Genomic DNA, 22,781 nt, shown 5'->3' with positions numbered 1-22,781 from the left:
ATCTAAAATCTAAAATCTAAAATCGAATGACCGTTTCCCGAGACCAAGATGGCTTAGAAACGATTTCCGAGGGTATCGCAATTTTAATTGACCTAGCGGAACGGGGAGAAATTGATCCTTGGGACGTTAAGGTAATTGAAGTGTTCGATCGATGTCTGAGTAAGCTTACGAACGCCTGCGATGCAGATCAGAGTAAGGATTTCTCGGATTTGTCCCACTCCGGCCAAGCGTTTTTGTACGCTTCAATGCTGGTTTTGCTCAAAGCAGAAAGTATCGTCCTCTCAGAACCCCCCGCGAATCCCGACGCCGACGAGCCGGCAGTAGAAGACGCAGAGCACTCAGGCGGGCGACACTTGCCGCAGCACTTAGAGCGGCAATTGCGCCGTCGCGGTGTAGCTCAACTACCGCAAAAACGCCCGGTGACTCTCCCAGAACTGATTGAGCAGTTGCAGCTAATGAAAGCAGCAATGGAGCAGCAGACAGTTACCCCCCGGCGCCGCCCTACCTCAAAAATGCGATCGCAAGCGGCCCAGGCTATCTTTGAGCTAGCTCACCAAGAAAATCTCGTAGAAACTGCTAGCGAACTCGAACGGTTTCTGGCTCAGCGGGGCGCGGAAATAGACGAGGGTTGGCTCGACTTAGACAAATTGCTGGAACTCTGGCATCATAACGATTTGCACTCTCCTGTCAACCCAGAACTCCCGGTATCGACTGGGGAAGTTAACTTGCCAAATCATGACCGCGTGGGTATTTTTTGGGCGTTGTTGCTGCTATCGGCTCAGTCTAAAGTAGAGTTGCTTCAAGAGGAGTTTTACCAAGACCTCAAAATCCGCGCGCTTTGAGCTTGCAGGGTATTAGGTTCTCGGGGGAAACTAATAACAATGCCACTGCGTCGGTTAAGATTCCAGGCAGAATCTTGCTCTATGGCATTCTGTTGCTGAGTCTGGGATGCGGAGAGCGGGAGTGTGAAGTTATTGCTGGTTCCCGATACTTGGTTTCTTAAATCTAGGTAAATTCGGAATAAATGATTGATAGCCTGGTACGATGGCGCCTATAAACAGGTCAGTCGATTTTAGATTTTAGATTTTAGATTTTAGATTTTAGATTTTAGATTTACTTTCGCATTGAATCTGAGAGCTTGAACTAGCGTCTAAAATTTTGAAATCGACCCGAACGCTCGCGTCGGAAACTTGTACCCGTTTTTGGGCGGGGTCAGGATTTTGCTGTGCTCGATCGATTCGACGATCGCAACCGCTAGCATCTAATTGTTCAGTTGATATCAGTTAACAGATAACAGAGGGTTGAGGAAGTTAAGAATGAAAGCGATGATTCTGGCGGCCGGTAAAGGCACTCGCGTCCGTCCTATTACTCAGACAATACCCAAACCGATGATTCCCATCCTGCAAAAGCCAGTGATGGAGTTTTTGGTGGAATTGCTCCGCCAGCACGGATTTGACCAGATTATGGTCAATGTTTCCCACCTGGCAGACGTGATTGAAAACTACTTCCGCGACGGTCAAAAGTTTGGCGTACAAATTGGCTATTCTTTTGAAGGGCGAATTGAGGAGGGAGAAATGATTGGAGAGGCTCTCGGCTCGGCTGGTGGCATGAAACGAATTCAAGACTTCTCGCCGTTTTTTGACGATACTTTTGTGGTGCTGTGCGGCGACGCTTTGATTGACTTGGACTTGACTGCTGCTGTGAAGTGGCACCGGGAAAAAGGGGCGATCGCTACTATTGTTATGAAATCGGTTCCCCGCGAGGAAGTTCCTAGTTATGGAGTGGTGGTAACAGACGAGTCTGGTAAAATTAAAGATTTCCAAGAAAAACCTTCTGTAGAGGAAGCTCTGAGTACCGACATTAACACTGGTATTTATATTTTTGAACCGGAAATATTCAAATACATCCCTTCGGGCGAGGAATACGATATTGGTTCGCAGTTATTCCCCGCGCTAGTAGCAGCAGGCGCGCCTTTTTACGGGATTAGCATGGACTTTGAGTGGGTGGATATCGGCAAAGTTCCTGACTATTGGCGGGCAATTCAGAGCGTGCTGCTGGGACAAGTTAAAAATGTTTCGATTCCGGGAATTGAAGTACGCCCTGGCATTTACGCTGGTTTGAATGTAGCTGTTAACTGGGATAAGGTTGATATTACTGGGCCTGTTTACATTGGGGGGATGACGATCATTGAGGATGGAGCAAAAATTATCGGCCCGACAATGATTGGCCCAAATTGCTGGCTTTGTAGTGGCGCCACTGTGGAAAACAGCGTGATTTTTGAGTATTCCCGTTTGGGCCCGGAGGTGCGGTTGGTGGACAAACTGGTGTTCGGGCGCTACTGCGTTGATAAAACTGGCGCTGCGATCGATTTGCAAGCGGCGGCTCTCGATTGGCTGATTACTGATGCTCGCCAAGTTTTACCGACTCAACACGGAGAAGAGAGGCGGGCGATATCTGAAATTCTCGGTCATGGTGCATAATTGCTAATTGCTAATTGGTAATTACTCAAGGTAAGGTGCGCTAGGCGCACCCTACTTTTACATTTATGATCTCAGCTTTTAATTCTGGTAAGGTGCTTAGGTTTCACCCTACATTTTAAGACTGAAGATAAGTATATTGGCTGAGACTCCGCTCGTAATTTTGCAGCAAAAGTTGGGCCTCGGAAAGAGTAATTTTATTTTGCTGCAAAGCTGCTTCTGTCTGACGGCGGATGCTTTCCACCAAATTTTCTGAATCGTACTGTACGTAGCTGAGGACTTCTTTCATAGTGTCTCCTTTCACAACGTGTTCGATATGATAACCAGAAGGTGTTAGCTGAATGTGAACTGCATTTGCGTCACCGAATAAGTTGTGAAGGTTGCCCATAATTTCTTGATAAGCACCTCCCAAAAATAGCGCCAAATAGTAAGGTTCTCCAGGTTTGAGAGTATGCAGTTCCAAAACCGACTTTACATCTCGCAAATCAATAAATTGGTCGATTTTGCCGTCGCTGTCGCAGGTGAGATCGGCTAAAACACCGCGTTGAGTCGGTTCTTCGTCGAGTCGGTTAATTGGCATAATTGGGAATAATTGGTTAATTGCCCAACTGTCCGGTACTGACTGGAAAACAGATAAGTTGATGTAATAAATGGACGCCATCACCTTTTCTAAGTCTTCCAAATCGTCAGATACGTATTCATTTTGCCGCGCGATCGCCTGTATCTTATCGCAGCAAGCCCAGTACAACTGTTCGGTTTTCGCCCGTTCCGCAATCCCCAAATAGCCTAAGTTAAATAAACTGACTGCTTCTTCCTTGAATTGGATGGCATCGTGATAAACTTCTTGGTAATTTTCGGGACTGATAGATTGGTAAATTTCGTAGAGATTGCGCGGAATTTGGTGCGCGTTTTCGTCTACTGGTTCGGGTACTTCTCTAGGGACATCGCTAGTACCGAGTACGTCAAAAACTAACACTGATTGGTGAGAAGCGATCGCCCGCCCGCTTTCGCTAATGATAATTGGAACCGGGATTTTGCGCTCGTCGCAGGCATCTTTCACTCCCGCTACTACGTCGTTAGCGTAGTTTTGCATATTGTAGTTTTTGGAAGCGTGGAAGTTGGTTTTAGACCCGTCGTAGTCAACGCCGAGTCCGCCGCCTACGTCCAAGTAGTTCATATTAGCTCCCAATTTAGCTAATTCTACATAAATGTGGCTGGCTTCTCGAATGGCGTCTTTAATGACACTAATTGAGGAAATTTGAGAGCCGATGTGGAAGTGCAGTAACTGCAAACAATCGAGCATTCCAGCTTTTTCTAGTTCGCCGACTGCGCGGATAATTTCAGGAATTGTCAAGCCAAATTTTGCCCGATCGCCCGTGGAACCTCCCCAGCGGCCAACGCCTTTGGTAGTGAGTTTTGCTCGCACTCCCAAAATCGGTTTAATTCCTAATGCTTTGCTCGCGGCGATTGCGATTTCTACTTCCTCTATTTGCTCCAGCACAATTACGGAAGTTTGCCCTAGCCGCTGCGCCAAAATAGCAGTTTCGATGTATTCACGGTCTTTGTAACCGTTACAAATTAATAAAGCGCCTGGGTTTTTTAAGGTCGCCAAAGCTATCATTAATTCCGGTTTAGATCCGGCTTCCAGCCCGAAGTGATGGGGTTGACCGAAACGCACCAAATCTTCAATTAATTGTCGGTGCTGGTTGCATTTTACTGGAAAGACACCGCGATAAACATTTTTGTAATTGTACCGAGCGATCGCTCTGGCAAAACAAGAATTTAAGCGCTCGATCCGGTCTTCCAAAATATCAGAAAATCGAATCAGCAGGGGCAAAGCCAAATTTCGCTGTTTCAGGGATTCTACCAGTTCGCACAAGTCGAGAGAACCGCCGCGATCGCCCTTGGGAGACACTGTAACGTGACCGGCTGCATTGATCGAAAAATACGGTTCGCCCCAACCTTGAATTCGGTAGAGTTTCTCACTATCTTCTATTGTCCAAGATTTTTGTGGCAGTTGAGCCGTTACCAAAGCACTGTCTGGTGCCGCCGAACTCGTGACTGTTGGCGAGTGAGTCGATAGCGGATCAAGATCGGAGAAAGCAGCGGTGGCTGGGGAACTCATCTTATTGGCAACCTCTTTTAGGAGTGGTCAAATAGATAGTTTATCGCAGATATCGGGTTTCCTGATGCAGTTGAAAAATCACTTTGAGTACACGGGCGGGCGATTTTAGATTTTAGATTTTAGATTTTAGATTTTAGAATTGACTCTACAGATGGATGAAGGTGGGGGATTCAACTAAAATCTCAACCGTAATTGCTCTGCTGGACTCTTTTCTTCAAGCAAGTATCCCTATGCAGGTGAACTCAGAAACCGGGTTTCTGAGTTCACCTGCGCCAAGAGAGTTATCGGACGATCGCTCGCCCGACACACACTAACCAAAAATCACCTCCGGCGGCGCCATGTCAGCCCCCATCATCAATACCCCGCTCTTAGACTTCTTCAAGCCCGGTTGAGGCGCTTTTTCTGGGGTCTTCTGAGCCGGTGCAACTGAGGCTGGCGGTGTCACCTGCGTTGGAGGTACTGCCTGTGCTCCTGGCACCACGGGTTGCTGCGACAGCCAACCCAAACCCCCTACAGCCCCAGCCATCAAAGCGGTGTAGCCAATGTACAAATGCACCGGACGCATTTGAAAGCCTTCGCCTGAGTCGGAATCGGAAACAGACACATACATACTGGGAATTGGAGTCGGAGCGGGTTTGGGCAAAGCATTCGCCATAGCGCTGCCGTCTAGTCCCAAGGCGTCGCCGAGTCTGCGGATAAAACCTCTAACGTAAATATCTTGGGGCAGTTTGTCGATTTCCCCATTTTCGATCGATTCGATGTGGTGCAGCGGCACGAGAGTTTGACTGTGGAGTTGCTGCAGGGATAGGGAGCGAACTTGCCGTCCCTTACGCAATTCTCTACCCAACTCCTGCAAGCACTCTTCTCGCTCTTGAACTGCTTTTGCTGCTTCTTCTTCCTTGGTGAGTTTTTTCGGCTTTTTGGGAAAACCGAACCCTGGGAAGGATTTTCCGGGGACGGTGACAGTTGCAGGTGGAGCTGACTCGACTTTAATTTCGTCTTGGGGCGCTTGTTTGCTGTCTTCAGAAGTGTTAGTGTCTCGATCGGAGTTTTCTTCGGTGTCGGACTCGGTTTGGGGCGGCGCTTCCACACTAGCGCTGCGCCAATAGAAGACAGGAGCAGCTACTGGTGGCTCCAATTCTTGAATTTCTGTCACCGTCTCAATGGCAGGACTTACAGCAGTAACACTATCTTGGGGTACTTGCGGTTCAATTTTGTTTTGTTTGGGAAATCTGTCAAATGCAAGCTTGACGGCTTCTCTGCTAACTGCTCTAATTAAAATTTCGGCAGCGGAGGCTGCTTCGCCCAACATTGTTTGCAGGCTAGCTAGAGCGTGGCTATAGGTGTCGCTACAGAGGAGTTCAGCTTCTATTTGACCTAGGACAGAACGAAAACTTTCTTGAGAAATTTCAATAGTTGGGTGATCTGTCACCCCAAAATAAGCCTCGGGTTTCAGTGCCATAATATTCATGTTGTCTTGGTAGAAGGTATCTGAGTACGTTCTTCGACAGGTTGGCAGTGATTCCGGATGTAGGTTGGGGGAGAGTGGGAGAGTGGGGCATCGGGCATCGGGCATCGGGCATCGGGCATCGGGCATCGGTTGCCCCTCACCAATAACTATTGTTTGTGGATGCGATCGAGCAACCAAAGAGCTCCGAAAATCCCGACAAAATGGGCAACAGTGGCGTGAGTATTGGCGAGTACCACAAATATATCTAGAGGCTGAATAAATCGGCCCAAATCAACTGCGGCACCGAACAAGGCTTGCGGCTGAGCTAGAGATTTGGCTAAAAGCGTGCCGCTGATGGCTTCTGCGCCGATCAGCGTCAGCACCATTCCTGATAAGTTGCTCATCAGTGCCAGCCGCACTTCTTTGATGGTGTCTGCTTTTTTGGGGCGGACAGGGTTAGCGGGCGATCGCAGTTGTCTCGACAAGCGGGTGAAGCGGAAAGAGCGATATATGCTGTAAGCGAGTACGGCCAGCCCACAAATGGCAAAAAATACGCCGCCGCCGGTGCCGGCACTGGTTGAACCCGCGCCGGCGGTAGCCCTGGGGAGGGCGAAGGGGATGGCAAAGAGCAAAATGATCGCCGCTACCACCCCTAGCACTACCTGCACCCAGAAGCAAACCCAGCCTGTTGTACGAAGGGCAAAGGCTACTCGCTGTACGGCGACAGGAAGCTTATCGTTATCTAACTGATTAGTCATATTTTGAGTGGGTATAATTAATTGGCATTAGTTGGCAGCAGTTTTTTCTCTTCGGGGACTGTTGACGGCGGTTAACCCTCTTTATAATAGAAGTAGCAATGTTTAAGATTTGTAACTAACATTGGATTTCACATTTGAATAGCGTCGATCGCCAGGTACCCAAAGCAATGACACAACTACAACCCACCGTCACTCCCAAACTGGAACAGCCAAAGTTTGGCTTCAACAGCTACGCGGAACGCCTTAACGGTCGAGCTGCGATGATCGGTTTTTCTCTAACTTTAATTATCGAGTATGTCACAGGCCAGGGCTTGCTGTCCTGGTTAGGTCTCAACTAATTTTAGCAATGGCGCGGTCAGCCTTACACTTTGTCTTGACTCTTCCGGCAGCGGGTGTGACTGCTGCTGACCGCGACAAATTCGGGAATTGATTAAAATATTAATTACAAAGAAGCCCAGCGACTTCTCTGCCGAGAGAGATCTGTTCCCGAATGCAATAGCTGGCTTTTGGAGGTATATATGGGGTGGAATTTTGATTTGACAAGCTTGGCAATTTTGCCTCGCTCCCGTACAATTCCCCACAGGCGAGAAGATTAATTTAGGTGAAGCTAGTCTTTGAGCTAGAAATCCCGATCGTTCCGCCAACTCTAAGTTTTAGAGCTTGTAAATAAATATAGAACAGAGTAAAACCAAATGAATGCTTCGTGGACGCGACTTTTGAGGTCAGCTTACCGTAAAGAGCCAATTACCAGCTTTGTTGTGACAGTGGGCGTTGTCGATGCAGCCATCGGCAGCATGGGTGCGAGTGGCTCTTTATTGGCTTTTGGGCTTGGCACCGCTGGGGTGGCGATGGCTCTCCGCTGGTGGCAATTTTACCGCTCTGCAGCCGAACAACCCGCGCCGGCTCCCGAATACTATCTTCCTCCTCAGTCTTCTAGACCTCAGTTGCCCGTGCTTAATGTGTCTAAAAAAAATCCTCCTTATTAAGATTACCGGGCAATGGTGACTGGGCGATGTGCCGATCGACTCCCTGGATCTGAGGCACTAAAAGATAGGGCAAGAAAGTCTTTCGATCTTGGATGCTTGGTTTATGAATATTTCTGTTGCCGAGAAACTGTACAAAATTGGCTCTGTAGCTGCCTGTAGTGGTTTGTCGGTGAAAACTGTTCGTTACTATGAGGAGATGGGCTTGCTGTCTCCTGCGGTAAAGCGCTCGCCCGCTGGTTATCGCTTGTTTGGCGAAACGGTATTCAACAGGTTGGCGTTTATTAAACGATCTCAGACTCTGGGTTTGAACCTTCAGGAGATTAAGGATATTTTACAAGTTCGCGATCGGGGAGAGTTGCCTTGCTCTGAGGCGAAGCAGCATCTAAGGGCTAAGGTAGAGGAAATTTCCGTGCAAATTGCCGCCTTAGAAACTTTGAAGGGGGAGTTGCAAGGCATTCTCAACTGCTGGCAAGAGCAACCCTCGCAGGCGAGCATTACTAGCACGATTTGTCCGAACATTCAGCGGGATTGAGCAGCGGAAAGATACAAAAAAAGGGAAGGAATTATTGGTTTCCTTCCCTTGATGGTTTTGTGGGTGGTTTTGTGGGTGGTTTTGTGGGTGGTTTTGTCGATCGTGTTGAGCTTTTAACTGTTTTCGCAGAGTTTGCTGTTGCTTTTTGAGTTGCCGAGCCCTGGCTGAGCCGCCTTTACCTTTGGAGTTTCTACCCTCGCTGCGAGGAGACTCCCAACTTTTTAGTCTCATATTTTTAAGTGTTTGCACTACTTCTATAATACACCGCTAGATTTTCACTGTCAAGTATTTTTTAGAGCGATGTTTCCTAGTATCAACTTTTGACTGAGGGGGATTTGCTACAGACATAGCGATGCTGCGCCCATAAGCATCCTACAGCCCGATAGTGCCCCCATAAGCACCCTACAATTAGAGTTTTTTGTGGGATTCCGTTAACAGCTCTAATTGTGTATATAGCGGTTCTCAAGCGTGGTGAGGTATGCCCTATGCCCTATGCCCTATGCCCTATGCCCTATGCCCTATGCCCATGAGTACCTCATCTTTCTGAGAAAGGCTATATTTATCAGTCCAAATATCCGGCGGGTATTTCAGCATCTGTAAAAATTGGCAGAGTTTCCCAACTTTTCACCCATTCCGGCAATTGGACTACTTTTTTTAGCTGGAGCGACAATTCTATTAAGGAAAATCCTAAATTGTGGAAATCTTGAATAAGTTCGGCTTTCAAGAAAATTTCATTTTTAGCTAAATCGGGAGCATTAGTCGCAATGACAACGGTGTTGCCGGTTTCTAAATTGCATATATAAACTTGTGCGAACACAGTTTGAATCGTTTTCACCGCTGCCGCATTAAACTCTTGTTTGTGGAACAGGTGGACAACTAGAACACCTGCGCTTGACAAACGAGTTTTGCACAGTTGGTAAAATTCTTGTGTCACCAATTTATAGGGCATATAGCCGCTGCCAAAACCAGCATCCACGATAATTATATCGTTTTTTACTGTGGAATCTTGTTGGGCTAGATATTCGCGCCCGTCTTGAATGGCTACTTTGAGTCTGTCGTCGAATTGAATGCCAAAAAATTTTTGAGCTACTTCGACTACTTTTTGGTCAATATCTGTACATTCGACTATCGCGTTAGGGAAATAGTGGTGGAAAATTCTGGGGAGTGTGCCGCCCCCAAATCCAATTACATAGATTTTTTTTGGGTGAGTTTTCCAGACTAATGCTAGCAGCACGGATCGGGAATAGGGAAAGATTAAATTTAGTGGATTGTTGAGGTCTAGGATTGATTGAGCTACATTTGTGATTAAGGTTTCTCTGTCTGCTAAAAGCAGTAAGAGGACTGAGTTTATTTTTTTTACGGCGATGCAGTTGTCGCCGGAGTTTTGTTGAAATAGGATGCCGTCTGGCTGTTGCTGAAGCCAATTGATTTGTTGGTGAATAGCTGTTAAATTGCTAGTTTGTCGATCGCCTTTATAATCAGTCATACGATTTTAGATTTTAGATTTTAGATTTTAGATTTTAGATTTTAGATTTTAGATTTTAGATTTTAGATTTTAGATTTTAGATTCAGGGTAAAGGCATCTTAACTTTAACCCAAAATATGCGTAACTGCTCACCGCAACTGCGCTGCGGTGAGCAGTTACGATGAGTATGAACCCGTAGAAGGGCGCCTGAGTGTGTCGGAGTTAGTTTGAATAATTCATGTAGGGGCGATTCCCTACGGGATAGCTGTGCTTCACGCACTTTGTGACAAGTTGGGACGTAAGGGCGATCGCTATTAGGTAATTATTCCGCACTGTTTGCTACAATCATTTAAGTCGGCTCTAAAAACTGCCATGACCCAAGCTACCTCAATAACAACTGAATATCAAATAAATGTAAGTTCTCCTGTCTGGCAAAAAGTTGAGCAAATTGCCGGAGAATTTAACTTGTCAGTTTCTGAACTATTGGAACAGATAGGCGAAGGTCAACTGAAAGTTGTTGCGGTTCCAGCTAATTCGGACAAATTGAGCGATCGAGATATTGCAAATGCTTTCATCTGGTTAGCCACGCAAACTGATGTAGCAATCAACGTCTACAAGCTACAAAAACTCATGTACTACGCTCAAGCTTGGTATTTAGGAGTTTACGGTAAGCCGCTATTTGATGCAGATTTTCAAGCCTGGATTCACGGGCCAGTTATTCCTGATTTATTGGAGAAGTATCAATGCCAATTTAGTTGGGAACCAATTACAGAGAAAATTGAACAACCGAAACTTCCTCAAAAAATTGGGCAATTTATCGAAGAAGTTGCCGAGGCATATTTTGAGTATGATGATGAAACTTTGGAACGAATGATTTGCAGTGAAATGCCTTGGCTGGAAGCGAGATGCGATTTGCCGAGAGATGAATCTTGTCATGCGATTATTTCTCAGGAATCGATGAAAAAATATTATTCTGGTCGTGTCTTCTCTAAATAATATAAGTGAGGGGCGATCGCGCTTTGTGACAAGTTGGGACGTAAGGGCGATCGCGCTTTTTCATTTTCAAGTATTCGGATTAGCTGTTGCCTTCGTGATGTACTGGATAATCGCGTCAAAATCCTTACGGATTTCTGCCAGTTGTTTTACCCAAGTATTAGAAGCAGAAATCGCTTCCTCTTCCTTCACACGAGCGGCTGCAATTTGCTTCTCAATCTCTCCGTAAACTTGTTGCTCAAATTCTCGCAACTGCCCTTCAAGTTGATTTTCGAGGTTTTGAGCTATCGCGATAAACTGACTTGTAATTTCGCTTCGAGCCTCAGCCATTTTCTGCTCTTGCTCCTGTTCTTGTTTGGCTTTATAAAATTCCGCTCCGATTGAAACTAATGTTAGAAGAGGGCCTACAAACATAGCGACATTAGCAATGTCTTTCGCAATGTTGACTGCTTGCCAAGGTCGAAAGTTAAAGCCGATAAATTCTCCGACAGTCAAAACAGTTTTATGGAGATTGCTTCCTACCACATCCATAGAGCGTAAAAATCCATCGCCCGCTGTTTTTGTCCAGCCAGCTCTCGTCGCCAATTCGATAGGATTAAGCCCTACTGTCTTACCAATTTCCAGAAGTCCCTCAACTTGACTCTTAAGTTGTTCAACATCTACTCCTGACCTCACATTTTGAGCTGATACTTTTTGAGTGAGTGCTAAACGTGCTACAAATGCTTGGACTAGGTTGCTTTGCAGTACCTCTTTCACTTCATCTTGTATTGACTCGATTGCTGTATTCACAGCTTGTTCCATTTCGCGTCCAGCTCTCTCATAGTGTTGTTGTACCTTAATTTCAGCCTGTTTATTAAGCATCTCAAAGTTATCTTGACCACCAACTGCTGAGGCTAGAATTCTGCCTTCATTGACAACTTCTGAGGAGAGGAGCAGTGCTATACTATTAACTTTGGTATGTAAACGTTCACGTTCCTTCCGTACTGTACGAGATAAACGGTGCAGCACTTCAAAAAAAACCGAATCTTCGCTAGAGTTGCGAGTAAAGCTCAACTGAGCATCATCAATACAGCTTAGAGCAATTCGGACAGGTGTATCAAAACGAGCAAGGGAGCCACGACGCTCTACAAACTGATTGAGAGCATCAATAAAAGTTGGAAAGCGGCTGATTTCCGTCAGAAAATCATCTTTATCATCAATTCCTTCACAGTAGTCTTTGGCATCGATAAAGCAGATCGGAAATTCATCAAGACTGTAAGGTTTCAGTGCATCAGCAAGACTTTTGCGGTAGTTGGCAATTTTTTGCTCTTCTTCTCCTGCTTCATCAGACATTTTATTAATAACCAGCATCATTTTCCAGCGATAGCCTTTTTCATAGGCTAACTTCTTGAAATTCTCTGCTGTCAATGAGTCAAAGAGCATATAGGTGAGGCAAAAAACCAGCAAGTCTGATTTGTTAATGGCATCATAAGTAATCTCATCGTGATCTTGGCGGTCTGTAAAAAGTCCAGGCGTATCAATTAGCTTGATGCCGTTCCAATCATAATTGGTAGTTTGATCAGTAGCAATATCAGCATCAATGCGGATATCGCGCCGTCCTGTCATGCCAGAAATGAGGGTTGATTTACCTGCACTGTACTGACCAACAAAAGCTACTCCGAGAATCCCCTGCTCTCGATACTCTTTTAACTCATCGCGCACTTTTTTGCGAATCGCTGTTAGTTCGGCTGTGTTTCCCTGAGCCAGCACATTGTCAAATTTTACTAGCGTTTTCTTGAAATAAGCACCGACATCAGCCGCTTTAAAGTTGGGGTTGTTCTGAGTCATGATAGTTTAGTTATTTTTGGTAGATTTGAGATAAAAGGAAATATCCTCTTGAAGGATGTGTTTAATATCCTCTAGTGATTTTAGTCGCTGAACTTTGGATTTTGTAACAATTTTCATGTTACGCCCGAAATCTCGCTGAACTTTGGCAATGGTTTCATTGATACGCTTATCTGTTAGAGTTTCGTTTTCTTCAACACACCAGTCAATAATTCGCTTGGCATAAGCACGATTTAGATAATTTTCTGTACCTGATAACTTCTTTTTTGCTTCTTCAAGGTGAGTCGCGAGTTCATCTAGTCTTTTAATTAACTCCTCAAAGTAGGCATCAATATTCACGGCAACAGAATCACAAAACTTGCTGAAGTTAGCCTCAGCGTCTCTGAGGGTGGCTTGCTTATGCTTGCTCAATTGCTCATTTAGTAAAGTTGAAATGTTTTTAACAGCCTCGCCACGCTTTTGATCTTTTGATTTAAAGCGATCGGCAAGCCAATTTATCATCAAACCACTAACCATTACGATTGCAGTCGCAGCAAGCGCAGGTAAACCAAGAGGTGTTAAAGCTAGTCCTGCTAAAGGTATCAGAAGAATGCTACCTATTTTAAAAGCTAGTTTATTGAAAGTCTTTGAATCCTGCTCAACAAATTGAAAGTTCCCACCTTCTAGTTGAGCAATCAGTTTTAATTCATTTCCGACTTCTTCAAGAACTTCCTGAACTTCTTGGTTAAATTTTTCGCCATTCTCTAGATATGCGGCTTTCAGGCGTTCCTCAAATCGGATAGACTTTAATTTTTGTTCCCATCCAGACTTCATTTGATTTTCCTTGGATTCCCAATAAGCCTCAGCAAAGGATGGAATAGCATTGATAGCATCTTGAAAAATTGATACGATTTGTTGCTGTAAAGATTCACGGCTGTCCCTTCCAGCTCTATGGATTTGCTTTTCGATCGTCTGACGTTTATTTTTCAGCGTCTCTGTCAATTTTTCATAGACCAAAGCTTGTTGATTTACCCACTTATAAGGATTATAAATTGCGCCTACGGTAGAACCTAGAAGAGTTTGAGAGCGCCGAATTGCGCCATGATTAACCAGAGATACACGAATTAAATCAAGAAAATCCTGCATCCGACTTGCTTTAAAAAGCTCCTGTTTCTTCTTTGCGTGTTCTGGTTCGCGGGAAAGCTGCGCCGCCAACAGCATCACAGGAACAATATTGAAATAGTCATTAGCATAATGCTCTTGAGCGTACCGACGGATACGGTCAATGTGTCCGCCTAGACCACTTTGACCATCCATCACAAACATTTTATCGGGGTTCTTTAAGAAATGCTCCAACCGGCGAGAGTCGCGCAGGTTATTATGGACATTCAGTAGAATAATTAATGGCTTTGCTTTTTCTTTTAATAAGCGCAAGAAAGCAAACTCACTCTCTTGGATGCTGTCATTTGTGACCACATAACAAATCACATCTGACTCGTCGATAATACTTTTAGCAATTTCTTCATCACTTTTGCCACCGGGAGCGCCAATCCCAGGAGTATCAATGATGCGGATATTCTTCCACTCGTACACCCGATTAAACCGAGTTGTGCGCTGCTTACCTACACCGATCGCATCCCATCCATCATCTGTAACTATGGCATGAAGAGTGCTTTTTCCCGCCTTAGTTCTGCCCATAAATGTGATGCTGAAATGATTGAGAGCGCGTTCCTTGGCCCGAAGCGACTCCCGTACACTCTCAATTTCTTTAATAATCTCGGCACTCAGAGAGTTTCTAGTATCCTCAAGTTGCTTTGCGACTTCCTTAGCAGTAGTAGCTTGACCTATACCACCTGTTTTATGTTTGATGTCTTCGATAGCCTCTTGAATATTTTTGCCCAAATTGGAAAGTGCTAGTAAAGCTCTTTTAAGTGCTAATTCGGCAAATTTGTAATCTTCATCAGCGATGACTGCACACTGACGAATCGCCTCATCATATTCTGGCCCCGTTAACAGGATTTCCCGGCGTATTTGCTCAACTTTTTGCTCACTCCCAGTGAGCTTTGCTACATTATCCACCAATGCGCGTGAAAGTAGAGAATCAGCCCCTGCAAGGAAACGCGCACTGAAAGAGACTTTCTGTTGTTGGTTGTGTTCGCCTATGAATCGGGTATCAGTGAAGGCTCCAACTTCTGCCAACTGTCGCTGTACTTCTCCCGTTGGCCAGTTCCAAATCCCTGCTACTTGTTCCGCCATCTGGCGTTCTAATGCTGAACAGAAACCGTCAACATAGGCGATCGCCAACATTTGTGACATAGCCTCACTTTGCTCACCGGGCGATACTTTCGGAGCTAAATCCTCTACAGAAAGCTGGCTTTCCTCTTGAGCAAGAATTTTTTCCATCTCAGCGAGAGTGCGTTGAGAAGCGCCGATCAGCGTTGCTAGTTCGCGTAGTGCTTTCGACTCTTCACTGTGAATCTGCTGATCTGCACAGACCATGTGCGTGACTAATAGTAATGGGTAGTCTAGGTGTTCAGTATTTTTTGAGATTAGGTCGGACATTTTAATTTCTTCAATATTTGGATTGGTCACAGTAAGTCAATCACCCAAAGACACGTTTAGCTCCCAGTTTTTATCCTCCATCTCTTGATATGAATATGTCAAATCGCCTCGCCTACCGATCTGAATTGTGTAAAACTCTGCTTTTCGTATACCATTCACTTCGATAGAAAATTGGCAGTAGTTATCAGATATTATTTTACCTATGCCTAACTCTCCAGTCGCAATGGTTTCTCCTTTATGATCTTTTACTAGCACCTGCCTACCACTTTTAATATCCCCGTAACCTCCTTTTCCATTACAAAACTGACCCACTCCACCGAAGAAGTCATCCTTAAGTGTTAGTGAGCCTTTAATATTGTGATTAAAACCTAAAAAAGGTATTCCTTTAAAGGTTAGAGTTGCTAAGACAATAACTCCTACTACAATCAAACGTTTTTGACGATCGGGATTTTCATTAAGATAATTTTTGCAGATGTCTAACAATTCTTTAAATTTTCGTTCTCTAAGCAAATCAATAATCGGAGTCAATAGATCAGTCAAATTTGCAAATTTATCTGTTGATAATTTTTTTGAATCTGAACTAACCTCTGCCTTTAGCTCAAACTCTCGATTCCAAGCCGGAAAATCCTCACCAGCCTGCTGCCCGTAAACCTTCACAGATGCGATCGCCCCCGCCTTCAAATTCGTCAACTCCCTGCGGACAATCCTAACAGCCGCTTCCTCATCGGGAACCCGATCGCCCTCCAGCATCACCTGCAAACAACCATCTTGCAAACTCGCCGTCGCCGTAATCCCCTTATTCTGTAACGGCAGATTTAACAGACTGGCGATCGCCTCCACATCCCCAAGCTTAGCCCGTTCCTTCAAACTAAGCTGATTTGACTCCGTATGATCACTAGAACTTGCCCGCCCCTCTGTGACATTTGCGACAGGCAACTTTAGCCCCGCCACTTCAAACTCTTGACTCCACGCCGGCACCTTTGCGCCCGTCTGTCGCCCGTAAACCTTCACTTTCTCAATGGATGCAGCGCCCAAACCAGCGATCGACTTACTCACCCACGGGGCCAAGACTTGCTGACTAGGCGCTTCTGCCGATTCCAGCATCACCTGTAAACAACCATCCTTAAGGGAAGCTGCGGCGGTGATGCCCTTGGCTTGTAGCTGGCGGTTCAGCAGAAGCGCGATCGCCTTTGCATCTCCCTGTTTCGCGAGTTCCAAAATATTCGGTTGTGTCATAACAGGTAGATAACGGTAGCGCTTAGCAAAACGTTTTGTTGTCTTAAGTATAAATTCTTTCCTAAATACCAAAACTTGTCAAGCCATATAAAGTCATATTTAGTAGTTGTTTTCCATCCCAACTAGGTCATAAAAAGTCACATTTAGTTGGTTGCTAGCGAAAAAGTCATATTTAGTTGGGTTACAATCAGGTCAACCCCTTGCATCTCCCTGACCGATGGACGTTGAAGAAGCCTTAGAATTTGTAGACCATCTAGCTTTGACTACTACGGGAAAACATTTAGATAGTCTGCAAAAAGCTATATTACGCGGTGCTTGGGACAATCAGAAATATAAAGAAATTGCACAGCATCACAACCGTTCAGAGAAATACGTTAAAGAAGTTGGCTTTAAATTATGGAAACTTTTATCAGTTGCATTAGGCAAGGAACAAGTATCTAAAGCAAATTTTAGAGCCAAACTGGAAAATTTACAAGCTTCTAATATTGTCTCACTCGTCGGGAATGGCTGTATCCATATTGGCAACCTCTCTTCTGAAAGTTTGCCCTCCCCAGAAGTCTCACAATCTGAACCGCAAGACAAGAATAAATTTAACGAAAAAACAAGCAATTCCGAACGGAAAATACATTTAGATTTAGCTGATGCACCAGAACCCAACCTATTCTATAACCGCACATCCGAACTCACCACGCTCGAAAACTGGATTTTAGGCCGCACCCGCCTCATCACCATCTTAGGGTTATCCGGTATTGGCAAAACCGCCCTTACTCTCCAACTAATCTCACAAATTCAACACGAATTCGATCGCATCATCTGGCGAAGTCTCCGCAACTCTCCACCCCTGGCATCACTCCAAACCGACTTAATTAAATTCTGTAGGGGCGGTGTCCCCGTGCCCGTTCCCTATCCCGAAGAAACGGCAACCACGGGGGGATTGCCCCTACTAGAATATTTACGATCGCACCGCTGTCTCATCATCCTCGATGATATCCAAACCATCTTCAGCAGCGGACAACTCGCAGGAAATTACCAACCTGGATATGAAAATTACGGCGCATTCTTCAAACAAATAACAGAATCATCCCACAACAGTTGCTTAATCCTCCTGAGTTGGGAAAAACCCAGAGAAATCGCCGCCTTAGAAGGCGAAAACCGCCCCTGCAAATCCTTGCAACTCAACGGTTTAGGCGCGGAAGCACAAGAAATATTCAGAGAAAAAGGTTTAGCTGAACCGGAGAAATGGTCAGAACTAATCGACCTTTACCGAGGCAATCCCTTATGGTTAAATATAGTTGCCACTTTGATTCAAGACTTATTCGGCGGTAGCGTTTCCGAATTCCTCTCCTATGATACCCTATTCTTAGGTGACTTAGAATCACTCCTGCACCAGCATTTCGATCGCCTAACCGCATCCGAACAACAGGCGATCGCATGGCTAGCCAATACCCCCGAACCAGCCGAAATCTCAAAAATACCAGAAAACTTCCAACTATCACCGCCAGAACTCTTGAAAGTCATGCAATCTTTAGGACGACGGTCATTAGTTGAAACAGTCAAACAAAACGGGCGATCGCACTTTACGATCGCGCCAGTAATCAGAGAGTATATAACCAACAAAAAATGAAAATCGCTACCTGGAACGTCAACTCAATCCGCACCCGCATAGAACACGTTACTAGCTGGTTGCAAACAAACTCCCCAGACGTTCTCTGCCTCCAAGAAACCAAAGTTCCAGATAAAGACTTTCCCCTAGAACCCTTCACCAACCTTGGCTACAACTGCTACATTTCCGGTCAAAAATCCTACAACGGCGTCGCCATTTTTAGCCGATCGCCCCTAACGCAAATCAGCAGCGGATTTGCCCCCCTTCTCGGCGACGAAACCACAGGTATTTTTGACGAACAAAAACGCCTCATCGCCGGGATTATCGACGATATTTGCATTATTTGCGTATACGTTCCCAACGGTTCCGAAGTTGGCAGCGAGAAATATGAGTACAAGCTAAAGTGGCTCAAACTGCTGCAAGAATACCTCAAAATAGCACTAGATAAATTCCCCAACTTGTGCATTTGCGGCGACTTCAACATCGTCCCGGACGATCGAGATATCCACAATCCCAAAGCCAATGCTAACTCCGTCGGCTTGTCTGTTGCCGAGCGCCTCGCACTCACAGAAATCTTAGAATTAGGATTAAACGACCCCTTTCGGAAATTCACCACAGAAGGCGGTCATTATAGCTGGTGGGACTACCGCGCTGCCGCATTTCCCCGCAACAATGGTTGGAGAATCGACCACCATTATCTCAGCCCTCCCCTGTACGAACAAGCAAAAAACTGTACAATAGACATTGCTCCCAGAAAATTAATCAAACCCAGCGACCACGCCCCCGTAATTGTCGAAATTTGATTTATAAGTTATAAGGTTAATAACAACCAACAACTAAAAATCATGTTCTTAGTAACCGGAGCAACAGGCGCACTAGGCCGCCGAATTGTACGAGAAATCAGACAGCAAGAGAAGCCTGTCCGCGCATTCGTTCGCCTCGCATCTCGCTACTCAGAACTAGAAAACCGAGGCGCCGAGATTTTTATTGGCGACTTAAAACAAGACAAAGATATTAAAAAAGCCTGCCAAGGAGTGCAGTACATCATCAGCAGCCACGGCACCGGCGGCGATGTTCAAGCAGTACACTACCGCGCTAACATAGAATTAATCGACTGCGCCAAAGAAGCGGGAGTGCAGCACTTTGTCTTTATTTCGGTACTGGGAGTCGATCGAGGATACGAAGATTCCGCAGTATTCAAAGCCAAGCGAGAAGTAGAAAAATACCTGCAAAACAGCGGATTGAATTATACAATCTTGCGGCCTGCCGGTTTTGCTTCCAGCTTATTACCGCTAGCAGAAAGATTTCGAGAAACCGGACTTTACCTGCTGATTGGCGACGGCAAAAACCGCACCTCTGTTGTCAGTACCGACGACTTAGCAAAGATTGCCGCAGACTCGCCAACAGTCGAAGGCGCCCGCAACCAAATTCTGCGAGTCGGTGGCCCGGATGTGCTGACAAGAGACGACATTCCGCGCATTTTCGGACGATTATTCAAGCGCGAACCTATGGTAATCAACCCGCCACTGATGGTGTTTGACGGTTTGAGAAATGCCTTGGGTTTATTGAATCCTCAAGCTCAAAAAGACTTAGGAACTTTGCGGGTATTGCTGGGTAACGAGTATTTCTGCACTCCAGAAGAAGTGCAAAACTTGGAATCAATCTACAGCATGAAAATGGAATCCTTAGAAAGCTTTTTGCGACGCAATTTGAGCGTTTAAAATGCTAGTAATTATCGTTACCAGGCTCTGCCTGGTAATGAATATCGGGAGGCTCTGCCTCCAAATCGTTATCTCATTTTAATGGAGGCAGAGCTTTCATATATGCGTCCCCAGCCTCTTCCTGGGAACGAGCAAATGTAGCGCCAAATAGCAACTGGAAACCATTTAAGCAGAAATAGGTACTGGTTCAGCACCAATATAGCTCGTAACTGCGATCGGCGGAGAAGTCGGTTTAGCAATCAAATAACCTTGAACAAAAGTTGCTCCCCGTTCCCGCACCCACTCAAACTCCTCCAAAGTTTCCACACCTTCAGCAACAGTTTTAATTTCTAATTGAGCGGCAATTTCTAACATCTTTTCCGTAATGAGAGCCTTATAATAATCTTGATGGACGTTGCGAATCAATTGCATATCCAACTTAATAAAATCGGGACGCAGTTGGTGCATCAAATTTAAATTAGAAGAACCGCTGCCAAAATCGTCCAGGGCAATTAAAAATCCAGCTTCTCGGTAAAACCTCAGAATATTAATCAAGTGATCGATATCAGGAGGGTGTTGAGATTCCGCTACTTCAAAAACAATATTGCTGTGAGGGATTCCCGCTTCATCAATAGCCTGTACTGTTCTTCGCAGGCACGTAGCGGGATCGTAAACTGAAGTGGGAGAAAAATTAATAAAAATTAGTTCTTTGATATCGTAAACCTGGGCTTCGCGGATAGCGCGAGTCCGGGCTAAAACATCTAGTTGAAAAATTAGGCCTGCTGATTCTGCTTGGGAAAAAATTCGACCCGGATAAATTAAGTTTCCTTGCTCATCAATTCCTCGGAGCAGCGCTTCGTGGGCAAAAATTTTAGAAGTATCTGAGGTATAAACAATGGGCTGAAAATGCGTAGTAATGCGTTCTTCGGACAATAAATCTAACAGCCAATCAGACTTGCTGAAGTTAATAAAAGAGTCTAAGGAAGTGCTGCGATAAAAATCGCTAAGTTTCGGCTGTTCAACTTCCCGCATCCACAAAACTTTTGTCTCTTTCAGCTCTTGAGTTGTTAGCACAGATGATGCTAGGGCATTAAACTTTTCTTTTGCTATTGCCTCAAGCATAATGTACAAACACTTGCTCTCTTCTAACAGCCGGAATTCAAGTTTAGCCTTGGTCAGTGCAGAAATAACCTTATTCAGCGTGTGCGATACTGGAAACCACAAGTATAGACCTCCGCTGCCCTCTATTTTTGCGGGTACTGTTTCGCAGTGAGAGCAGGAGCCGAAGGCTTTGCCACTTATTTGCATTGGAATATCCTCCGGTTTTTGGGTTAATATTAGATTAATTAGGAATTAATTACTATTATAAGCTCATTCAGCAATTAATACATCTATCTCAAGATGTAAATCTTAATGAACTTGTATTTAAGAATTATTGCAGTATTTATACTTGCCTCCGGTTTCAAATCTTGGCAAAATCTCTCAGTATAGAACAAGTACGTCTCAGTGAACACAGTCCCCAATTCTCATACAGTGAGAACGCAAAGACTTGCTCTTTATTCTCTATTGCTGCTCTTATTCTTTACGCCTTATTCTATAATTCCCTTTGCCAAAACAGCCGCTACAGTTGATTTTTTAGCAAAGGGGAATTAACACGCTTGTGAAGCGCAGCTATCCCGTAGGGAATCGCCCGATCGACTAATTTATGCGTACCACAAATATACACACCCGGACGATCGCCCAAAACACACTCACTGGCTGGGGAATATCCAATTTAATTTTATAATCGGGATGACCGGATTTGAATTAAGCTCTCGGAACTATTCTACCACTTGCCGCCATCCTAGTACAGCTCCGCGTAAGTATACAGACTATATTCGTGGTAGAATAACATAGTTAGTTTAGACCAGTTTCGGTAGGTGATAGAGGAGTCATATATGGCCTTATTAATGCCTAAAACATTAAGCTGTTGCACATTTAAACTGTGATACAAGCATTACCATTATTTTTGATTTTGCGATCCCATTTAATTATTAATTGCCCTTGATTTAAGAGGCGGTGCAATAAATACTCTAGCTCTTCAATAGATGTAAAAAGTCGATTGACAATATATTCTTTTGCCGAATGCCATCCTAATTCAATTAAGTTATAGTCGGGGCTGTATTCGGGGAGGAATTCTAAAGGTCGGTTAGGCATTTGTGTTTCAATTATTTTCAGGTACTCTTCTTTCGTATGAAAACTAGCATTATCCAGAACAATCACTATTTTCGCTCCTTTTTCAGCAAATTCTGAGGCTTAATTACCTGCTGATATCCATTCATTAATTAGCTCTTCATAAAAGAGTTTTAGCACTTGATAAAAATTATATGAATTGCCTTTGTTGAGGAACTCTACCACTTGTTTTTATCGGAATTTCTCACTCCTCCCATTACATTAACTCTGCCTTTTATCCGGTCTCCTCAGACCTTTTTTCGGCTGCTTTTTTACACCAGCTCTTTCTGATGGTGACTCTTAAACTAAATCCACTCTCGTCCCAAAACCACACCTGTAAACGTTCTGGCGATTCTTTTCCTATTTTTAAATATTCGGCTATCTTTGTTTTAAACGCAGTTATTTTTTCGGGCTTTATCTTCGACTTTAGGCTATACTTAGCCCAGATGTAAACCTACTTTTTTTGCTTTAATATCCTCCGAACTTGTCCTCCAATTAATTTTATTCCTATGGATTCCTCTAAGTATGTTGCTAATCTCTGCGCTGTCCATCGTCCAAAATTATATCCTAATTATTGAGGCTCTTTTTCTATGGCCTATAATAACATATCTATATATTTATCTGTGGCTTTTTTGTGATTCCCCTTCATCCTTTCATCTATTAAAATTTCTAGATTTTAGGGGTCTCTATTCATACACCAATAAGATACTTTGTTGACTGAATAACCCAAAAAATCAGCGATGTTAGATTTTGTTTTAGCGTCATTGAGCAATAATAGAATCAGAATTCTTGCTCTGACATTTGCTTTTTTTTCTCTCTTAAGGCTGTTTGTAGTTTCTCTATTTGTTTGGGATTGAGATGGTTTTTGGCGGGTATTTTT

18 protein-coding genes and 1 pseudogene are annotated in these 22,781 nt (G+C 44.5%); 10 read left to right on the top strand and 9 right to left on the bottom strand.

The window, feature by feature from the left end; genetic code table 11:
- The first annotated feature begins 26 nt into the window (after positions 1 to 26).
- Complete coding sequence (locus tag QUA36_RS14775) at positions 27 to 842, top strand: segregation/condensation protein A (RefSeq protein WP_333158151.1); 816 nt, start codon at positions 27 to 29, stop codon at positions 840 to 842.
- Positions 843 to 1,316: 474 nt separating this feature from the next.
- Positions 1,317 to 2,480 carry an NDP-sugar synthase gene (locus tag QUA36_RS14770; RefSeq protein ID WP_333458220.1) on the top strand — a complete coding sequence of 388 codons (1,164 nt, stop codon included), beginning with the start codon at positions 1,317 to 1,319 and terminating at the stop codon, positions 2,478 to 2,480.
- 115 nt (positions 2,481 to 2,595) lie between these two features.
- Here the strand turns inward: QUA36_RS14770 and speA are convergent, their stop codons facing one another.
- The 3 genes from speA to QUA36_RS14755 form a co-directional block, all read right to left on the bottom strand.
- A complete protein-coding gene (gene speA / locus QUA36_RS14765; RefSeq protein WP_333458219.1) occupies positions 2,596 to 4,602 on the bottom strand; it encodes a biosynthetic arginine decarboxylase in 2,007 nt (668 codons plus the stop codon).
- 310 nt (positions 4,603 to 4,912) lie between these two features.
- Positions 4,913 to 6,064, bottom strand: coding sequence for a helix-turn-helix domain-containing protein (locus QUA36_RS14760; protein ID WP_333458218.1), 1,152 nt, complete (start codon positions 6,062 to 6,064; stop codon positions 4,913 to 4,915).
- A gap of 155 nt (positions 6,065 to 6,219) precedes the next feature.
- The gene (locus tag QUA36_RS14755; RefSeq protein ID WP_333458217.1) at positions 6,220 to 6,810 is read right to left on the bottom strand and encodes a DUF3611 family protein; all 591 of its coding nucleotides are present in this window, start codon (positions 6,808 to 6,810) and stop codon (positions 6,220 to 6,222) included.
- 167 nt (positions 6,811 to 6,977) lie between these two features.
- Here QUA36_RS14755 and QUA36_RS14750 point away from each other — a divergent pair, with 167 nt between their 5' ends.
- The 4 genes from QUA36_RS14750 to QUA36_RS14735 all read left to right on the top strand — a co-directional run bounded on the left by QUA36_RS14750 (position 6,978) and on the right by QUA36_RS14735 (position 8,477).
- Positions 6,978 to 7,148: a hypothetical protein gene (locus QUA36_RS14750; protein WP_172186391.1), complete on the top strand. Its 171-nt coding sequence runs from the start codon at positions 6,978 to 6,980 to the stop codon at positions 7,146 to 7,148.
- Between the two features lie 354 nt (positions 7,149 to 7,502).
- On the top strand, positions 7,503 to 7,796 hold the full coding sequence (locus tag QUA36_RS14745; protein ID WP_333246171.1) for a hypothetical protein: 294 nt from the start codon (positions 7,503 to 7,505) through the stop codon (positions 7,794 to 7,796).
- A gap of 103 nt (positions 7,797 to 7,899) precedes the next feature.
- Positions 7,900 to 8,328, top strand: coding sequence for a heavy metal-responsive transcriptional regulator (locus QUA36_RS14740; RefSeq protein WP_333458216.1), 429 nt, complete (start codon positions 7,900 to 7,902; stop codon positions 8,326 to 8,328).
- Positions 8,325 to 8,477, top strand: a complete 153-nt coding sequence (locus tag QUA36_RS14735) for a hypothetical protein (protein WP_333458215.1) — start codon at positions 8,325 to 8,327, stop codon at positions 8,475 to 8,477. Before QUA36_RS14740 ends, QUA36_RS14735 begins: the two co-directional genes overlap by 4 nt.
- Positions 8,478 to 8,890: 413 nt before the next feature.
- Here the strand turns inward: QUA36_RS14735 and QUA36_RS14730 are convergent, their stop codons facing one another.
- Positions 8,891 to 9,814, bottom strand: a complete 924-nt coding sequence (locus QUA36_RS14730) for a fused MFS/spermidine synthase (protein ID WP_333458214.1) — start codon at positions 9,812 to 9,814, stop codon at positions 8,891 to 8,893.
- Between the two features lie 351 nt (positions 9,815 to 10,165).
- On the opposite strand from QUA36_RS14730, the gene QUA36_RS14725 reads away from it, so the two are divergent.
- Complete coding sequence (locus tag QUA36_RS14725; protein ID WP_333458213.1) at positions 10,166 to 10,789, top strand: type II toxin-antitoxin system antitoxin SocA domain-containing protein; 624 nt, start codon at positions 10,166 to 10,168, stop codon at positions 10,787 to 10,789.
- 66 nt (positions 10,790 to 10,855) lie between these two features.
- Here QUA36_RS14725 and QUA36_RS14720 read toward each other — a convergent pair whose 3' ends face one another.
- From QUA36_RS14720 to QUA36_RS14710, 3 genes are read right to left on the bottom strand one after another with little or no spacing between them, the layout of a single operon-like run.
- Positions 10,856 to 12,613, bottom strand: a complete 1,758-nt coding sequence (locus tag QUA36_RS14720; protein ID WP_333458212.1) for a GTPase — start codon at positions 12,611 to 12,613, stop codon at positions 10,856 to 10,858.
- Positions 12,614 to 12,619: 6 nt separating this feature from the next.
- Positions 12,620 to 15,181, bottom strand: coding sequence for a GTPase (locus QUA36_RS14715; protein ID WP_333158173.1), 2,562 nt, complete (start codon positions 15,179 to 15,181; stop codon positions 12,620 to 12,622).
- A 6-nt stretch (positions 15,182 to 15,187) separates the two neighbouring features.
- On the bottom strand, positions 15,188 to 16,387 hold the full coding sequence (locus QUA36_RS14710) for a hypothetical protein (RefSeq protein ID WP_333458211.1): 1,200 nt from the start codon (positions 16,385 to 16,387) through the stop codon (positions 15,188 to 15,190).
- A gap of 217 nt (positions 16,388 to 16,604) precedes the next feature.
- On the opposite strand from QUA36_RS14710, the gene QUA36_RS14705 reads away from it, so the two are divergent.
- From QUA36_RS14705 to QUA36_RS14695, 3 genes are read left to right on the top strand one after another with little or no spacing between them, the layout of a single operon-like run.
- Positions 16,605 to 18,011, top strand: a complete 1,407-nt coding sequence (locus tag QUA36_RS14705) for an NB-ARC domain-containing protein (RefSeq protein ID WP_333458210.1) — start codon at positions 16,605 to 16,607, stop codon at positions 18,009 to 18,011.
- Positions 18,008 to 18,793 carry an exodeoxyribonuclease III gene (xth, locus tag QUA36_RS14700; RefSeq protein ID WP_333452574.1) on the top strand — a complete coding sequence of 262 codons (786 nt, stop codon included), beginning with the start codon at positions 18,008 to 18,010 and terminating at the stop codon, positions 18,791 to 18,793. Before QUA36_RS14705 ends, xth begins: the two co-directional genes overlap by 4 nt.
- 42 nt (positions 18,794 to 18,835) lie before the next feature.
- Complete coding sequence (locus QUA36_RS14695; protein ID WP_333458209.1) at positions 18,836 to 19,711, top strand: SDR family oxidoreductase; 876 nt, start codon at positions 18,836 to 18,838, stop codon at positions 19,709 to 19,711.
- A gap of 165 nt (positions 19,712 to 19,876) precedes the next feature.
- Here the strand turns inward: QUA36_RS14695 and QUA36_RS14690 are convergent, their stop codons facing one another.
- Positions 19,877 to 20,998 carry an EAL domain-containing protein gene (locus QUA36_RS14690; RefSeq protein WP_333458208.1) on the bottom strand — a complete coding sequence of 374 codons (1,122 nt, stop codon included), beginning with the start codon at positions 20,996 to 20,998 and terminating at the stop codon, positions 19,877 to 19,879.
- Positions 20,999 to 21,667: 669 nt separating this feature from the next.
- A pseudogene (locus QUA36_RS14685) lies at positions 21,668 to 22,777 on the bottom strand (IS630 family transposase).
- Positions 22,778 to 22,781: the final 4 nt, after the last annotated feature.

The organism is Microcoleus sp. Pol10D4 (genome assembly GCF_036701555.1).
Taxonomy (GTDB): domain Bacteria; phylum Cyanobacteriota; class Cyanobacteriia; order Cyanobacteriales; family Microcoleaceae; genus Microcoleus.
This window is presented reverse-complemented; position numbering and strand designations above follow the sequence as displayed.

What these genes read in the sequence shown, in the direction of transcription:
- QUA36_RS14705 (WP_333458210.1), top strand. Translation starts at nt 16,605, where the DNA reads ATGGACGTTGAAGAAGCCTTAGAATTTGTAGACCATCTAGCTTTGACT.
- QUA36_RS14745 (WP_333246171.1), top strand. Translation starts at nt 7,503, where the DNA reads ATGAATGCTTCGTGGACGCGACTTTTGAGGTCAGCTTACCGTAAAGAG.
- QUA36_RS14775 (WP_333158151.1), top strand. Translation starts at nt 27, where the DNA reads ATGACCGTTTCCCGAGACCAAGATGGCTTAGAAACGATTTCCGAGGGT.
- QUA36_RS14725 (WP_333458213.1), top strand. Translation starts at nt 10,166, where the DNA reads ATGACCCAAGCTACCTCAATAACAACTGAATATCAAATAAATGTAAGT.
- QUA36_RS14740 (WP_333458216.1), top strand. Translation starts at nt 7,900, where the DNA reads ATGAATATTTCTGTTGCCGAGAAACTGTACAAAATTGGCTCTGTAGCT.
- QUA36_RS14695 (WP_333458209.1), top strand. Translation starts at nt 18,836, where the DNA reads ATGTTCTTAGTAACCGGAGCAACAGGCGCACTAGGCCGCCGAATTGTA.
- QUA36_RS14750 (WP_172186391.1), top strand. Translation starts at nt 6,978, where the DNA reads ATGACACAACTACAACCCACCGTCACTCCCAAACTGGAACAGCCAAAG.
- QUA36_RS14720 (WP_333458212.1), bottom strand. Translation starts at nt 12,613, where the DNA reads ATGACTCAGAACAACCCCAACTTTAAAGCGGCTGATGTCGGTGCTTAT.
- QUA36_RS14710 (WP_333458211.1), bottom strand. Translation starts at nt 16,387, where the DNA reads ATGACACAACCGAATATTTTGGAACTCGCGAAACAGGGAGATGCAAAG.
- QUA36_RS14755 (WP_333458217.1), bottom strand. Translation starts at nt 6,810, where the DNA reads ATGACTAATCAGTTAGATAACGATAAGCTTCCTGTCGCCGTACAGCGA.
- QUA36_RS14770 (WP_333458220.1), top strand. Translation starts at nt 1,317, where the DNA reads ATGAAAGCGATGATTCTGGCGGCCGGTAAAGGCACTCGCGTCCGTCCT.
- QUA36_RS14690 (WP_333458208.1), bottom strand. Translation starts at nt 20,998, where the DNA reads ATGCAAATAAGTGGCAAAGCCTTCGGCTCCTGCTCTCACTGCGAAACA.
- QUA36_RS14730 (WP_333458214.1), bottom strand. Translation starts at nt 9,814, where the DNA reads ATGACTGATTATAAAGGCGATCGACAAACTAGCAATTTAACAGCTATT.
- xth (WP_333452574.1), top strand. Translation starts at nt 18,008, where the DNA reads ATGAAAATCGCTACCTGGAACGTCAACTCAATCCGCACCCGCATAGAA.
- QUA36_RS14760 (WP_333458218.1), bottom strand. Translation starts at nt 6,064, where the DNA reads ATGGCACTGAAACCCGAGGCTTATTTTGGGGTGACAGATCACCCAACT.
- speA (WP_333458219.1), bottom strand. Translation starts at nt 4,602, where the DNA reads ATGAGTTCCCCAGCCACCGCTGCTTTCTCCGATCTTGATCCGCTATCG.